Genomic DNA, 16,385 nt, shown 5'->3' with positions numbered 1-16,385 from the left:
ATCATTTAATTTAGCTACAAATGATGCTTGATACCTTCTTTTTCGCCACGCCTCACCAAGGTTGGCACAAACAGAGCGCTCCGGAACGACGAATTTGGTCAGTCAGAGAGTATCTTTCTTCAGTAGGGAATTGCGCGTGATAATTCAAAGATAGTCATAGCCGCATCAAATGCTTTTTGATAGATAATGAGATCTTCATGAGTTTTAATGCCTCTTTTTTCTTCTTCTGCCTTGTCCACTTTCCCCCCTTGTCTACCTTGTCTGACTCCCATTATACGATTAATGTAAAAAACCTACCCTTGTCAGGGGGGAGGGGCGAGGGGTGGGTCCCCTGCTCCCCTGCTTTCCACAAGGTTTTCAGGAGTTCCTTATCAGGGATAGCCTTTTAAGGCAGGGCTGTTTCAAAGTATTAGACATCTCCAGAAAAGAGGGAGTAGGCAGTAGGCAGTAGGCAGTACCCGGATTTCTCACAAAATAAGTTTAATAAGTCAAAATCCTTATCTACTCAAAGTCATACAGAATCAGGTTTTCAACAGTGTGTTGTTTTTTATCCTCTCTTTTAAGCAGGGTTAAATGCTTGCTATACAAGGTTTTCAGCGACTAGAATCACAAAATTTGTGAGAAATGCAGGAGTAGGGGGAAAGAATTGATAATTTCTGTACGATAGTTGATTTTATTTTTTATTATTGGAGATGTCTATTGTAAATTAACGATGAGCGAGAGAATGGGAGATAAGGGGGGTCGTGGAACAGTGAAATTTACCAAAAATTTTCCGATTTTTCAGCCAATAAGCGTCCCTTTTGCTCTGACTAAAATGGTGAAAAGTCAACTTTTAATCATAAATTAAAAGCCTCCATCCCCCTGTCTGGTGTGTCTGGTGCGTCCCCGTGTCTATGGAGAATGAAACAGCCCTGCCCTTTTAAGGGGATAAAAAAAGCATATTTGTTATGTCAAGCCTCCTTATTGCAGAGGTATCGATAACTGAAATTACCAAGGACTACTAATAAGAGTAAATCCTGACCAATAGAAAGGATGAGAAAAATCAGTTTCTCCCAATGTTTGTAAACTCTGAGGCAAAGAGATTTCTCCTCTAGAAAATTTCAATTTTTCCCTCGTTAAATATACATCTCCTTGAATCATTTTAATTTGAGTTTTTCTGATTGTTTCGGCTTTAGTTGCTGCTGTTTTTAACTGTTCATAAAATTCACTCATTAAAGCCAAAGTACCAATATCATTAACATACCATAAACTTGCTAATGCAGATTTAACCCCCGCTTGTAAAGCTAATCCTGCAAAACCTAACTCCACATCTCGATCTCCAACGGCTGTTTTACAAGCACTTAAAACTAATAATTCCGCTGGAGGATCGTTCCAACTAATCTCTTTAATTTCGTCTAAATGGAGTTGAGTATCCCATAATTGAATATAAGACTGTTCTGGTTTTCCTGGTCGAAATTCCGCGTGAGTTGCTAAATGAATAATATTAAAAGATTGAGAAGAAAGTTGATTTTTTAAGTTTTTTAAGGTGAAGTCCTGATTAAGAAATAATTTTCCAGGCCAACCTCTAGAAATATTTTTAGCTGAGATATTTTCTCTGAGGTTTCTATCAACAATTGTTGAAAGTTCAACTGGAACAGCAGTTCATCAATTGATAATTGATAATGAATAATGAATAATGGATAATTACCTCTGGTTAAAACCATTACGGAATTGAATATAAGGAAATCTGATTTCTTCTCTTGGTCTCATGGATATGGCGAGGAGACCCGCTCTTATCAGAGCCGCTCCGCTTTATATGTTGCGGAGCAAAACGCCATCCCTCGACCACTTTTTTCTCCTTGCTCATGAGAGGCTTTAAACTGAATGAATTAATTATCAATTATCAATTGTTAATTATCCATTGTAAAGGACTTTGGGTCGGAAATTCTGAAGCACCCATTGCCAAAATTCTGGCTTTTTGAATGGGAGTATAATTGGAGTCAATTAAATTAAATGCAGGAATAATTGCTAGGCTATATTTCTCTACTAAAAATTGTTTTCCATCATGTAATGCTGCTATTGGTAGAGTACGCAAACCTGCTCCTAAACAAAACAATATTGTGTCTATTTTGTCTTCTTGGAGATTTCCTTCAAAGGGTTTAACTATAGATTGATAAAGTTGTTGAACCAGACTTAAGTAAGAATTTGTGAACAGCATCTGAGGATTGGTAATTTCATTATTAAATAATTTGACTTTACGAATGAGGTTTTCGCGTTTGAGGAAGTCAATATCTTGAACTAGAGGTTTTTTTCCAGGATAAATTAAAACTAAATGTAAATATTCTGGTTCAGGAATTGCCCAAAATACCGCAGGTCTTATATTATTTTTTTTGCTAATTTCTAACAATTTTTGAGCAATGTCATCACCCGCTTTTGAAACTTCTGAAATTTCTCGATCAAAATAATTCTCAAATTCTTTTTCTAGCCTTTGCTCCATTTTCATAACTTTTTCCGATATAGTGAGATTGGCAGTCATCTTGTCTCGCTCTTTCGGACTGAAATTTATGTCTTCAGAAAGGGTTTTTTCTGAATTAAAACTAAACATAATAGTTAGGGAAAGAATCAATAAAAAAATTGTTAGACTAACTTTGTATTTGTTCTTAGGAGAGAATAATTTTCGTAACATATAATACTTGGTTTAATGAATTGAATATTTAAAACTAGATTTAAGGTATTTACCGAATAATTAGGGTTTGCGTATGGAAAGTCTTTTTGCTGGGGTAGGAGACAGGAGAAATAGGAATTTAGAGGAAGTAGGAGTAAGAATTGTCCTTTAATTTTTCTGCCCAACTATGCGCCTAAAATACTAACTTTTTGAGCGTGAAGAGCTGAAAACCAAGGTATTTCAGACCCAAAAAAGCTAAAGTCTTTATATGTCAATGCTTTTAGATTTAATCAGCAAGCCCTAATTAAGGCTTAAAACCTCTTCTTTAAAGGAGAAAAAAGCGGTCGATCTTCCTAGCTTCCCGTAGAATGGGATGGCGAGGTCTCCTCGCTGGCCAACCATCGACCAAGAAAAGAAAAAATTTTCACGCTCCGCGTCAATCCTCTTCTTTTCAAGAAGATGTATTTGTTAATAATTAATTATTAATTATTAATTGTTGAAGCACCCTTGAAAAATAATATTAACACAGTAGGGAAGTATATTTGCTGCTACACTTTGAATATTGCATAGATGATTAAATTACTACTCTATATTACCAATTAATAATGGATAATTGATAATTAATTCATTCGGTTTAAAGCCTCTCTCTTTAAGGAGAAAAAGCAGTCGATCTTCGGAGCTTCCCGAAGGGTGGGATGGCGAGGTCTCCTCGCCATATCCAATCGACCAAGAAAAGAAATCAGATTTCCTTATACCAATTTGAAAAAAGAATGCTACAAAAAGCTAGATATCGATCAGATATGCTTAAAAATAACTGTTTCAGTTAATTTTAGGTAGTTATATCTATCTTTTTTCCCTTTTTTTCAATATTTATTCCTTCTTTTTTCTTCCCTCTTCCTTCTTTATTACTTCTACCATTTGTAACAAACATTTATCAAATTGGTATTATATTCAATTATGTAACGGTTTTAACCTTCTTGTAATTATCCATTATTCATTATCAATTAATGAATCTCTTCTATGGTAAGCATTCAGCCATCAGCTATTAGCTATCAGCTATTAATGTTGGGAAAGTAAGAGTAATTTATAAATCTAAAAAGAATAAAAAGTTACTTCCAAAGTCTCCTTTCCCAACCTTAGAAATAATTATTCATTATTAATTGCTGATAGCTGACTGCTAATAGCTGAATGCTTACCTTCTATCCTATTTTACTAAATCTATCTACGGCGATGCTTAACTCAGTTTATCTTTCTCTTTACTAACGATAATTTTATTTTTTTATGTGGATACTTCAACCTGGTTAGAGTTGATAAATGTGGTATTCTATTTAAGATAAAATAAATATTCATATAGAAGAATGACAAATATTACTCCCGCACAAACAACTCCTAAATTCCTAGTTGTCGCTACTGGTAATCCAGGAAAAGTTCAAGAAATGCAGGAATATCTAGCAGATTTGAATTTACAATTACAACTAAAACCAAAAGATTTAGAAGTTGAAGAAACAGGGGAAACTTTTCTAGCTAATGCTCGCCTCAAAGCTACTGTTGTGGCCAAAGCTACTGGGAAATGGGCGATCGCTGATGATTCTGGATTAGCAGTAGATGCTTTAGATGGCAGACCAGGTATTTATTCTGCTCGTTATGCCCCTACTGTTGCGGAACAAATAGAGCGAGTATTAACAGAATTGGGAGATAATTCTAATCGTCAGGCACAGTTTGTCTGCGCTCTTGTCATTGCTAGACCTGATGGCACAATTGCATTAGAAACAGAGGGGATTTGCCGTGGAGAAATTCTATATAGTCTCCGTGGCAATGGTGGGTTTGGTTACGACCCCATATTTTATGTTCCTTCACAAGAAAAGACTTTTGCGGAGATGTCTGCTGAAATGAAGCGATCGCTCTCTCATCGCGGTCAAGCTTTTCAAATATTACTGCCTCAAATGAAAGCTATTTTTGCCTAGTTTTGTATATTAAACATCTTGTTAAAAATTAAGGGAGGATAAAAAATATTTATGTCTCTAGAATCACCAAAAGCAAATCCTGAAAATTTGTTAGGTATTATTGAATATGCTGTGGAAGGAAAAGTTGTTATTCCTGATTTCCAAAGGTCTTTTGTTTGGAACAAAAGATGATATTCAAGATTTATTAACTTCTTTGTTGCAGGGTTATTTTATCGGAATATTTCTGATGTTAGACACTCCTAGTAAAAAAACCAATGTTTGATTTTAGATTAGTGGAAGGAATAACAGATAAACCTTATGTGACAGAAACTGTAAAGTTAGTTCTTGATGGTCAAAAACGCATTAATTCTCTATTTTATGGACTTTATGAACCTAATAAACCTCTAAAAGGGGCTAAAAATTCTCATCGTTTTTATTTAGATTTAGAGCCAGTTTTAGATAATAAATTAGAAGATGCAGTTATAGGAACATCTGAACGTGATAGTCGTGGAAGAAAAAAATACGATGAATTAGTCAAACAACACAAAGCCTTACCTTTTTCTCAATTGCGAGACTCTAATAGTTTTAATAAGTGGCTGTATAGAGAACAAGATATTTGGGAGGATAAAGAACAAGAATTATTGATAAATATCCATGAAAGGCTCCATAAATTTATGGTTCCTGTTATTTCCTTATCTCCTGAAACAAAAGAAGAAGATATTGTCAATATTTTTGAAAGTTTTTAATTCTGATAGGTATCCTTGGGTTTTTGAGTTAGAAAAATCTTGTTTATATTTGGATAATCCTGTGGTTTTGGATGAGGAGTTAAGGAATAAGTTAGATGCTTTTTTAGGGCGTGGAGATAATTCTACTTGGTCATGGTTTGTTCAGGTTACTAGAAAAATTTCTGCCAATGATTTTGTAGTTTTGACTAGGGGTTTTTATAGGGATAACGGATAACTGAAATGACTTCAACCCAACTTACTAAAAACTAAGACGTTATAGTTTTTGCATATATTAGCCTATCTTAGATAATAACAAATATTTACTGACAATGAACTTATACTTAGGACTTGATTTTAGTACTTCCGGAACCCGTGCAGTGCTTATTGACTCTAACTTTCAAGTTAAAGCACAAACACAATATGTCTGGGAAAATACTCAGGAAAATAAATTGCCTCATGTTTGGCAAAAAGCTTTATTTAGCCTCATTTGTCATATTTGTGAAAAAAACTGATAACTCAAATGACTTCAACCTAACCTACTAAAAACTATAACGTCTTAGTTTTTGTATATAGTTACCTATTTTAAATTATAGCAAGTGAAGACCCTGTAGCTTGGGTTTGATTACCTCAGACCAACCTATAAATACAGAAAATTAATGATCTACAAAACTATAACGTCTTAGTTTTTGTATATAGTTACCTATTTTGGATTATAGCAAGTGAAAACCCTGTAGCTTGGGTTTGATTACCTCAGACCAACCTATAGATATAGAGAATTAATGATCTACAAAACTATAACGTCTTAGTTTTTGTATATAGTTACTTATTTTGGATTATAGCAAGTGAAAACCCTGTAGCTTGGGTTTGATTACCTCAAACCAACCTATAAATACAGAAAATTAATGATCTACAAAACAAACTATAACGTCTTAGTTTTTGTATATAGTTACCTATTTTGGATTATAGCAAGTGAAAACCCTGTAGCTTGGGTTTGATTACCTCAGACCAACCTATAGATATAGAGAATTAATGATCTACAAAACTATAACGTCTTAGTTTTTGTATATAGTTACTTATTTTGGATTATAGCAAGTGAAAACCCTGTAGCTTGGGTTTGATTACCTCAGACCAACCTATAAATACAGAAAATTAATGATCTACAAAACAAACTATAACGTCTTAGTTTTTGTATATAATTACCTATTTTGGATTATAGCAAGTGAAAACCCTGTAGCTTGGGTTTGATTACCTCAGACCAACCTATAGATATAGAGAATTAATGATCTACAAAACAAACTATAACGTCTTAGTTTTTGTATATAATTACCTATTTTGGATTATAGCAAGTGAAAACCGTGTAGCTTGGGTTTGATTACCTCAGACCAACCTATAAATACAGAAAATTAATGATCTACAAAACAAACTATAACGTCTTAGTTTTTGTATATAATTACCTATTTTGGATTATAGCAAGTGAAAACCGTGTAGCTTGGGTTTGATTACCTCAAACCAACCTATAAATACAGAAAATTAATGATCTACAAAACAAACTATAACGTCTTAGTTTTTGTATATAATTACCTATTTTGGATTATAGCAAGTGAAAACCGTGTAGCTTGGGTTTGATTACCTCAGACCAACCTATAAATACAGAAAATTAATGATCTACAAAACTATAACGTATTAGTTTTTGTATATAATTACCTATCTTAGATTATAGCAAGTGAAAACCTTGTAGCTTGGGTTTGATTACCTCAGACCAACCTATAGATATAGAGAATTAATGATCTACAAAACTATAACGTCTTAGTTTTTGTATATAATCTTCTAGTTTAAATTATAGCAATTTTTTATCGAAAATGAATTTATACTTAGGACTTGATTTTGGCACTTCCGGAACCCGTGCAGTGCTTATTGACTCTAACTTTCAAGTTAAAGCACAAACACAGTATGTTTGGGAAAATACTCAACAAAATAAATTGCCTCATGTTTGGCAAAAAGCTTTATTTAGCCTCATTTGTCATATTTGTGAAAAAAACTGATAACTCAAATGACTTCAACCTAACCTACTAAAAACTATAACGTCTTAGTTTTTGTATATAATCTTCTAGTTTAAATTATAGTAAATTTTTATTGAAAATGAATTTATACTTAGGACTTGATTTTGGCACTTCCGGAACCCGTGCAGTGCTTATTGACTCTAACTTTCAAGTTAAAGCACAAACACAGTATGTTTGGGAAAATACTCAACAAAATAAATTGCCTCATGTTTGGCAAACAGCTTTATTTAATCTAATTTCCAATCTTCCCCAAGAAATGCGAGGGGATATTCGAGCGATCGCTATTGATGGTACTTCGGCAACTGTACTATTGTCCAATAGTTATGGTAAACCTGTGACTGAAGCGCTTCTTTACAACGACAGTAGGGGAGTGGCAATGATGGATAAGTTGAGAAGTATTGCCCCACCTAATCATCCTGTTATTAGCGCTACTTCTAGTTTGGCAAAGTTGTTGTGGTTGATTGAAAATATTTCTCTGTCAAATAAAAGTTATTATTTTTTGCATCAATCTGACTGGTTAGGATTTTTGCTTCATGGAAAACTAGGAGTTAGTGACTATAACAATGTTTTGAAACTGGGTTACGATGTCGGCAATTTATCTTATCCAGACTGGTTGACTGATTTTGTTAATTCTGAAGTTGGAAAAAATATCCATTTACCAGAAGTCGTCACACCAGGTGCAATAGTTGGGAATGTTACTCCAGAAGTTGTCGATAGTCTTGGTTTGTCTCCCGAATGTGTTGTTTGTGCAGGTACAACAGATAGCATTGCTGCTTTTATTGCCAGTGGTGCTAATACTCCCGGGGAAGCTGTAACTTCTTTAGGTTCGACTCTGGTGTTAAAACTTTTAAGTCGTACTAGAGTTGATAATGCTATATATGGAATTTATAGTCATCGTCTGGGAGATTTGTGGTTGATCGGTGGTGCTTCTAATACTGGAGGCGCTGTTTTGCGACATTTTTTTACTGATGCTGAATTGTCAAGTTTGAGTAGTCAAATAGACCCTAATACTGAAAGTGGGTTAGATTATTATCCTTTGTTACAAAAGGGCGATCGCTTTCCAATAAATGACCCAGAATTACTGCCACGATTAACCCCTAGACCAGAAAATTCTGTGAAGTTTCTTCATGGTTTGCTTGAAGGTATTGCCAAAATTGAATTACGAGGCTATGAATTGTTGCAGGCATTAAGCGCAGCTACACTCACCAATGTCTATACTGCTGGGGGCGGCGCTAAAAATCCTACTTTTACAGCGATTCGGGGACGGTATTTACAAGTACCTATGATAAAAGCTGTTGATACAGATGCAGCTTATGGTAGTGCTGTTTTGGCAAGTCGTCAGTTTATTGTGCAATAGTTTTGAAATTTTTAACCGACCCACAAAAGCGATCGCCTTGGGAAATGGAATTTTACTTACACAGAGGGTTGTTTGAATCTTTTTTTTGACTCTAGCAATAGATATAGCAGTCGAAGCCAAGGTGTTTGACAGTTCAAAAGTTTAAAACTCAGACAACGTCAAACTTTTCCTTCTTCCTTCTTCCTTCTTTCTTCTTCCTTGTGCTATAAATCAAAAAAACTCCAACGTTATAGTTTTTCAACAAAGGTTTATATTTATCTATTGTACAATAGTTTTGAAATTTTTAACCGACCCACAAAAGCGATCGCCTAGGGAAATGAAATTTTATTTACATAGAGAGTGGTTTGACTCTTTTGCTTGACTCTGGCAATAGATATAGATATAGCAGTGGAAGCAAAGGTGTTTGACAGTTCAAAAGTTTAAAACTCAGACAACGTAAAACTTTTCCTTCTTCCTTCTTTCTTCTTCCTTGTGCTATAAATCAAAAAAACTCCAACGTTATAGTTTTTCAACAGAGGTTTATATTTATCTACTGTACAATAGTTTTGAGATTTTTAACTGAGCGGATATGATATAATATGGTCATAACCTACACTAAAAAAGACCGTAATTTATCTTCATATTTGAGGGAAGTCTTGCTCAGATTTAACTCCCCCGACGGGAAGTCCCGCGCTCTCCCGGAGGGGAGCGTCGTATGGGAAAGTCGGGCGTTATGTCGATGGTTCGTCCTGATTTTGTATGTACTTCTTTAGCACTGAAATACTTACACCACCACAGCTAGCAATAAAATAAGATTCACTTCCTTTATACAGCTTTGAAGTAAGTTTTATTGATTTGTACTGGAAACTCAGCCCTAAGTCTTCTACTGCTCACAGATTTTAGATTAGTAACAAATTTAGGTAACTCAAGCTGTGGGTAGTATTGGAATAGCAAGTGTACGATTTGCGGGTTCACCATGAAACTCTATTAGTTTGCAGTCCCCCGATCGTGCATAGGCAGCTACTATCAATTTCTTGATTTTTGGAGTATGTAGCCTGGAAACTTGGCAAAAGAATTATCACGCGTAGACCCCAAAGGTACATCTCAACATTGTTGGGAATGTCTGAATAAAGTCTCTAAAAGTTTATCAGAACGCTGGCATTCGTGTCCTAAATGTGGACAGGAACTAGACAGAGACTATAACTCAGCACTCCTAATACAAAAAATAGGATTGTTATCAAAGCAGGAGGAGGACATCACTTCTGTTAAAACTGCGGTCAGTTTTTCTCTGGCTGAAGAATCCCGCGCTCTCCCGTAGGGGAGCGTCGGGAGTATGTCAAGTCCAGGTACTTATTGCTAAAGTTTGTACTTTTACAAGTTTATCAGGAAAGTATTGATAGATTATTTCTTAATAATTAAATTAGAATTTATAGCACTTTATTCAGATTTCTTAGTTATTTATACCTATTTGATTTTCTTGAAGAATTGTTGAGAAATTGCTGTCTATATCAGGTCAGAAGCAATTTTAAGCTTCAAATTCACCCATCTGGGGGAGGCAAAAATTATCTAAATGAATGGGTTACTTTTTGAGTAATTTTAGGAGATAATAAAAAATATCGAGTTGAGGTGAACTTTATGAACAATATTGTACTTTGCGAAAACAATAAACTCGTTGCTCAGGTTGCTAAATTAAGTGGAATGAATTCTATCGAAGCAGCAGAATCATTATCTGCACTTGAAAAATTTACCACTACAGATTTTCGTAAAATTAGAAGGGCAGATAAACAAGGAAAAGACGAAGGGAATGTTAAAATTCTCAACAAATTTATGCACAAAATGCCCGCTTATGATGGTGATATTTATCGGGGTATGTCTTTTAGTGAAAAATCAATAAAATCTTTTATTCAACAATTAAAACCCCATGGAGACTATACTTTAGATTCGCTCACCAGTTTTACTTCCGATCCAAAAATTGCTGAGACTTATTCTGGTCATTGTTACCAAGTAGTTATTCGGGTAAAGCACAATCATTCGGGAGTGTCTATTAGTGATTTTTCTGCAATGTATAGTGAAAGCGAAGTTTTAGTTCCCAAAGGTACTAAATATGAGGTAACTAATGTGCCCAAGGAAGTTAAATTAGGGAAAGTAAATTATGTTGACCTAGAAGAAATTTCCATTGAAGGGAATAATTTTGAGCATAATTAATATCATGTCCGGTTGAATAATTAGACTTTGGTGGAAATAAGGCAGCGGGAGCTGGAGGCAGGAGGCAGAAGGTTTTCTCCTATTTTCACCTTAATTTTATACACGCTCCGATGCTACCGGACATGATATAACCTGTAAATAGGCAAAATAAATTAGCTAAGACACCTTTGAAAAACCTAGCCAATCGGCCGACATTTTTAGGAATTGTCTCTCAAAGGTTGCAGATTAAGTCTTAACTGACTACGTTGGCAGGTCACGACCACAATGTGTGAACTCCAGCATATATGCTAGTCGCTCTAAATTAAGGACAGCGTGTTTAGTGCGCCAATCGGAAGTAGGTTTTGTACCGACAGTGTTTAGAGCATGAAAAGCCTGGCCAACATAATCGAGGAACACTTTACTGAAAAGGACTAGACACCACAATGTCTAACACTAATTATGTTTTCGCGACTAGATGCAAACAAAAAACCATTACAACCTTGCAAACCTTCTGTTGCTCGTAGGTTGTTAAATTCTGGTAAAGCTGCTGTCTGGCGACGCTTTCCATTTACTTTGATTCTCACGCAAAGCTGTTAAAGGTGTTTCTACAGCTTTAACTCTAAAAATTGACCCAGGCTCAAAATTTACAGGGATGGCTCTATTAGATGGAAACAAGGTGATCTGGATGCTAGAAATTCAACATCGAGGTTCATTAATTTCCGAAAAACTACAAAAGCGTTCTCACAGACGGAGAGCTAGAAGGACAAAAAACCTCAGATACCGTAAACCAGGTAACCCGAACAAAAAGAAGCCCACTGGTTGGTTAGCACCTTCTCTTATACACAGAGTCGAAACTACTATGACTTGGGTCAAACGATTAATTAAGTTTTGTCCAGTAGAATCAATCTCAATGGAACTGGTTCGCTTTAATACTCAATTGATTCAAAATCCAGAAATTTCTGGTACTGAGTATCAACAGGGTGAATTAGCAGGATATGAATTGAGAGAATATTTGTTAGAAAAATGGGGTCGTCAATGTGCTTCCACAAGTGGCAAAACAAATACACCACTAGAAATAGAACATATTCACCCCATATCGAAAGGAGGCTCAGACCGAGTATCTAACTTAACTGTTGCCTGTAGTAAATGCAATCAGATTAAAAGTAATCAAGATGTCAAAGAATTCTTATCTGGAAAACCAGAATTATTAAAGCGAATACTAACCCAAGCTAGATCGCCTTTAAAAGATGCAGCAGCCGTTAATTCTTGTCGGTGGAAATTGTTCAATACTTTAAAGACTACTGGGTTAACCGTAATCACATCTAGCGGGGGGCAAACAAAATTTAACCGCAGAAAACAAAAATTGCCAAAAGCGCACTGCATAGATGCTGCTTGTATAGGAGAAGTGAATCAGTTAAAATTCCAGACCACCCAAGCTTTAGTTGCTATATGCAAAGGCCAAGGAGGTAGACAGAAAGCAGCGGTAAATAAATATGGATACCCCATAAGGTATAACCCACTCAAACCTATAAAAGGTTGGAATAGTGGAGATTTAGCGTTGAACATTGAAACAGGGGAAGTAGGTAGAGTTAATCCTCGGTCAAAATCAAATAGTTTTAACTTCACCGTGCCAGGACAGAAAGCTAAAAGTGTTCATGTCAGCAAATTAAAAGTTGTACATCAAAAAGATGGTTATACCTATACATTTTGTCCACAGTTGTCCATAAATGTCGAGGAAAATGCTGATCTATTACTTAACAGTAAGCATAAATAAAGTTAACAGACCAAAAAAGGCAAGTGCCTTTGTATGTAAATACTTTGATATTTAATTGTAAGCATTCAGTCGTCAGCTAGCCTCCTATGGTCGGAACTGCGTTATCAGCTATCAGCTTCATTAGCTTGAATTGTATGGTTAAAAACTTAAAACAAGTCTTTCTTATGCTTCAATTTATGAGTGGAAAATGTAGTATAAGTTAAACGAATTTTTACTTCATTCATTAAGAAGCTGAGAGCTGAATGTTTACATTTAATCAGCCAGCTCCCAGAAAAGTTTAGAAGTGTATTTTTGCATCCATTGCTAGTGCTAAAATATCGGATGAATAAGAGCGAATATCACAAGCAAAAAAAGCAAGAATCATTAATACTTTTTCCTCAATTATCATAGGAACAGCAAAGCCAGTTCTAACTCCAAAAGCTTTAGCAATTTGATTTCTCAAAAAATATCCTTCCGATTCAACCGAGACATTTAGTATCCATTCCGGCTGTTTGTATAACCAAACTCGTCCAGGTAATCCTTCACCTTTAGATATGATAAAGTCTTGACTACAGAGGTGAAATTTTTCTAAATTATCTTGGTAATTACCCCCAACAATATGGTAATAAGGGCTAAATTCTAATAAATTATTTTCCCGGTTAGGTAACCAAATTTCACCATAATGAAAATCCGTCAATTTGCAGATTTTACTTAGAGTCTTTTCCAGATTAGTTACAGGTATTTGCCCGATTAATTTATCCATATTTTAAATTATCAATTAACCTCAATTAGCAACTAATTTCAGCATTTTTTCTCGCATAAAACCACCAATTAACAATTAAACAACTGAGGTAATAAACCGCAAAACCATACAGTGCATATTCAGGATGACCAGCTTTTATTTGACCACCAAAAACTTTAGGAATAATAAACGCACCATAAGCAGCAACGGCTGAAGTCCAGCCTAAAACTGGTCCGGCTTGATTAGGTTCAAAAATAATAGGAATCATCCGAAAAGTTGAACCATTACCTATACCAGTAGTAATGAAAAGGATGAGAAAAAGAATTAGAAATGGCATGAAATAAATTTCAGGAGTTTGAGAAACACTTGCTTGCTTAACATAATAAGCCACTCCTAAAGCTGAACCAATCATCACAATTGTATCCCAGTGGGTAACATTTGCACCTCCGAGTTTATCAGATAACCAACCACCTAAAGGTCGAATCAATGAACCTACTAAAGGACCTAACCAAGCATAAGCAAAAGGATTAATAGCATTGGGATTTATTGTGCCATCTGGTAACTCTCCAAATACAACTTTAATTAATAAAGGAAAAGCTGCTGAGTAACCAATAAATGAACCGAATGTCATGGTATATAACCAAGTCATAATCCAATTATGCTTATTCTTAAAAATTCGGTATTGGGGACTGAGGGAAATTTGGAAAGGCTTTTGCACCATACCCATAATTACCACAGTCAAGGCAATTGTGATTGGTAAAACAATCCACATATTGATATTTACTACCAGAAGCATATATAACCCGATCGCTGCACTAACAAAAGCACAGAAAATTAGGGCAAGAGACTTTAATAAAGCTGTTAAAGTGTCTTTTATTGTTGAACCAACATCGGGACTAGCTGTTACTAAATTATTCATGTTAAACCAAGCATTAATCACTAGGATGACTAAAATAGGAACCCAAACCAGTCCACAATTTTGTATCCAAACTAATGTCCCGGCAGCTTTATCTCCTATATCTGTAGGTAAGGGAATTCCTTGTCCACTTAAGGCTCCGAATAATGGAATTGTCATGACAAAAGGTAATAAAACCTGCATGACGCTAACACCTACATTTCCCAAACCTGCATTTAAACCTAAAGCTGCTCCTTGATTTTTCTTGGGAAAGAAGAAGCTAATGTTAGACATGGAGGAAGCAAAATTTCCACCTCCAAAACCTGACAAGGCAGCTAAGATAATGAAAAGACTATAGGGAGTATTGGGATTTTGTAGAGCTATCCCTGTACCTAATGAGGGAATAATTAGTAATGTTGTGGTGATAGCGATTACATTTCTTCCTCCGGATATAGCAATTAAGAAGGAATTTGGAATCCGTAAAGTTGCACCAGTGAGTCCAGCAACTGCACTCAAGTTAAAAAGTTGAGATGTCTCAAATGGAAAACCTAAGTTCTTCATTTGTACAGTAATAATGCTCCAATACAGCCAAATGGCAAAAGCACATAATAAACAAGGGATAGAAGACCAAAGATTACGATTGGCTATTTTCGATCCTTGTTGTTGCCAAAAATCTGTATTTTCTGGATTCCAATTAGCTATTTTACTCATCAATAATTTACCAATAATTATGGTCTAATAGAATAGAAAGGATATAGTCGTAGACTGACACGCCTTAAATGGTGCATTAGATTCAATTCAAAACTTATGCATTCATGCATTCAAAAGTAAGAATTTTCAAGTTAAAAGCTAATGCACAGTTTTAGATGTGTCAGTCCAGTAGGTTATGTTAAATAAATCAAGTTATTTCTGTATGAAAACTGCCAACTGTGACTACTTGTCAAACTTTAATATCTCTCAAGAGACTGATGCTTATAGGTCTCAACTTTATTCAGCCGTTCCTACTTAGCTCCTAATTGATTATTAGTTTATTACCTTAAATTTCTTAGAAATGCAATAGCTTAAAAATATTTCTTTACTAAAATAAATATATATAAATCTTATATCTCACATTCTGCACGTCAAGAGCGTAACATTAAAAGTAGTATATGAACCCGTAGCAAGCTTAAGTATTTATACTATGCAAATCATCTTAATTACTTTTTTCGTTCATCAAATTCCGAGTAAAAAATTTACGTATAAATAGGGTTTGCTGAATAAGTTTTTTAGTAGGGGTAGGAGACAGGAGACAGGAGACAGGAGACAGGAGACAGGAGGGACGGGGAATTTAGAGGAGGTAGTCGGAAAAATAGTCCCTTAATTTTTCTGTCATAATCATCCCAAAATACTAGCTTTATGCAGCTCTTTCTACCGAAAAGTTGGTACTTTTTTCAACCAAAAAACGCTCAATCCAATAGCAGTCAATACTTTGATGATTAATCAGCAAGCCCTAAATACTTGCTTGATCGTTGACTTAATCACAGCAGCTATAATTTTCTTCTAAAATTCTGTCTCCAGTATAGCTGTCTCCTGACTCCTTCTTCGGTTGCTACATTTTGTCGTGCGGAATGTAGGTTATATAGCAATATGAAATCATTCGTGAGAAAAAACTGTAGGGGTTTGGTTTCCAAACCGAAGCGCCAAGAGATTTGGAGACCAAACCCCGCATTTATAAAATCTGACAACATAAGCGCGGATTGCTATACCAATTACTGAATAATTAACAATTAAATAATTCAGGTTTAAAGCTTCCCTTTTCAAAGGAAGAAACGTTAGTTTTGCTGGTGCATAATATCAAATCCGGTAGCATTGGTGTAATTAGATAAAGAGTGTGGGGAGTGTGGGGAGTGTGGGGAGTGCGGGGAAATAAGCTTCATATTTGGCAATAGCTGAAGATGGAACATTTTTTTATACCGAACCTGAGCGGATTTGATATAATATCATGTCCGGTAGCATCGGAGCGTGTATAAAATTAAGGTGACACTCTTGAGAAAACCTTCTGCCTCCCCCCCTTTCAAAGGGGGGTAGGGGGGATGCCTCCTGCCTTCGGACAACCATTGTCTA

Annotated in this window: 12 protein-coding genes and 2 pseudogenes; 9 read left to right on the top strand and 5 right to left on the bottom strand. The window is 35.3% G+C overall.

Translation table 11 applies throughout. The features are described 5' to 3' along the window. Window positions 1-987: 987 nt before the first annotated feature. The gene (locus tag F6K54_RS23560) at window positions 988-1,572 is read right to left on the bottom strand and encodes a CHAT domain-containing protein (RefSeq protein ID WP_366558211.1); all 585 of its coding nucleotides are present in this window, start codon (window positions 1,570-1,572) and stop codon (window positions 988-990) included. Window positions 1,573-1,882: 310 nt separating this feature from the next. Beyond that, window positions 1,883-2,584 carry a CHAT domain-containing protein gene (locus F6K54_RS23555; protein WP_293082720.1) on the bottom strand — a complete coding sequence of 234 codons (702 nt, stop codon included), beginning with the start codon at window positions 2,582-2,584 and terminating at the stop codon, window positions 1,883-1,885. A gap of 1,418 nt (window positions 2,585-4,002) precedes the next feature. Between F6K54_RS23555 and rdgB the strand changes: the two genes are divergently transcribed. The 6 genes from rdgB (at window position 4,003) to F6K54_RS23525 (ending at window position 8,729) form a co-directional block, all read left to right on the top strand. Continuing rightward, window positions 4,003-4,608 carry an RdgB/HAM1 family non-canonical purine NTP pyrophosphatase gene (rdgB, locus tag F6K54_RS23550; protein WP_293082717.1) on the top strand — a complete coding sequence of 202 codons (606 nt, stop codon included), beginning with the start codon at window positions 4,003-4,005 and terminating at the stop codon, window positions 4,606-4,608. 254 nt (window positions 4,609-4,862) lie between these two features. Further along, window positions 4,863-5,333, top strand: coding sequence for a DUF262 domain-containing protein (locus tag F6K54_RS23545; protein ID WP_293082714.1), 471 nt, complete (start codon window positions 4,863-4,865; stop codon window positions 5,331-5,333). Next, on the top strand, window positions 5,320-5,547 hold the full coding sequence (locus F6K54_RS23540; protein ID WP_293082711.1) for a hypothetical protein: 228 nt from the start codon (window positions 5,320-5,322) through the stop codon (window positions 5,545-5,547). The genes F6K54_RS23545 and F6K54_RS23540 overlap by 14 nt, the downstream gene beginning before the upstream one ends. Window positions 5,548-5,641: 94 nt before the next feature. Beyond that, on the top strand, window positions 5,642-5,824 hold the full coding sequence (locus F6K54_RS23535) for a hypothetical protein (RefSeq protein ID WP_293082708.1): 183 nt from the start codon (window positions 5,642-5,644) through the stop codon (window positions 5,822-5,824). Between the two features lie 1,347 nt (window positions 5,825-7,171). Beyond that, window positions 7,172-7,354, top strand: a complete 183-nt coding sequence (locus tag F6K54_RS23530; RefSeq protein ID WP_293082705.1) for a hypothetical protein — start codon at window positions 7,172-7,174, stop codon at window positions 7,352-7,354. Window positions 7,355-7,451: 97 nt separating this feature from the next. Further along, the gene (locus tag F6K54_RS23525) at window positions 7,452-8,729 is read left to right on the top strand and encodes an FGGY-family carbohydrate kinase (RefSeq protein ID WP_293082702.1); all 1,278 of its coding nucleotides are present in this window, start codon (window positions 7,452-7,454) and stop codon (window positions 8,727-8,729) included. 710 nt (window positions 8,730-9,439) lie between these two features. Here F6K54_RS23525 and tnpA read toward each other — a convergent pair. Next, window positions 9,440-9,705, bottom strand: a pseudogene (gene tnpA / locus F6K54_RS23520) (IS200/IS605 family transposase); the annotation flags it as partial. A 66-nt stretch (window positions 9,706-9,771) separates the two neighbouring features. Between tnpA and F6K54_RS23515 the strand changes: the two are divergent. The 3 genes and pseudogenes from F6K54_RS23515 to iscB all read left to right on the top strand — a co-directional run bounded on the left by F6K54_RS23515 (window position 9,772) and on the right by iscB (window position 12,666). Then, window positions 9,772-10,026: a zinc ribbon domain-containing protein gene (locus F6K54_RS23515; RefSeq protein ID WP_293082700.1), complete on the top strand. Its 255-nt coding sequence runs from the start codon at window positions 9,772-9,774 to the stop codon at window positions 10,024-10,026. 317 nt (window positions 10,027-10,343) lie between these two features. After that, window positions 10,344-10,913 carry an ADP-ribosyltransferase gene (locus F6K54_RS23510; RefSeq protein WP_293082697.1) on the top strand — a complete coding sequence of 190 codons (570 nt, stop codon included), beginning with the start codon at window positions 10,344-10,346 and terminating at the stop codon, window positions 10,911-10,913. A 438-nt stretch (window positions 10,914-11,351) separates the two neighbouring features. Next, window positions 11,352-12,666, top strand: a pseudogene (iscB, locus tag F6K54_RS23505) (RNA-guided endonuclease IscB). A 277-nt stretch (window positions 12,667-12,943) separates the two neighbouring features. On the opposite strand, the gene F6K54_RS23500 reads toward iscB, so the two are convergent. Both F6K54_RS23500 and F6K54_RS23495 read right to left on the bottom strand, forming a co-directional pair. After that, complete coding sequence (locus tag F6K54_RS23500) at window positions 12,944-13,408, bottom strand: GAF domain-containing protein (RefSeq protein WP_293082693.1); 465 nt, start codon at window positions 13,406-13,408, stop codon at window positions 12,944-12,946. A 25-nt stretch (window positions 13,409-13,433) separates the two neighbouring features. Next, a complete protein-coding gene (locus tag F6K54_RS23495; RefSeq protein ID WP_293082690.1) occupies window positions 13,434-14,993 on the bottom strand; it encodes a hypothetical protein in 1,560 nt (519 codons plus the stop codon). Between the last annotated feature and the right edge of the window lie 1,392 nt (window positions 14,994-16,385).

It is taken from the genome of Okeania sp. SIO3B5 (assembly GCF_010692555.1).
GTDB lineage: Bacteria > Cyanobacteriota > Cyanobacteriia > Cyanobacteriales > Microcoleaceae > Okeania.
This window is presented reverse-complemented; position numbering and strand designations above follow the sequence as displayed.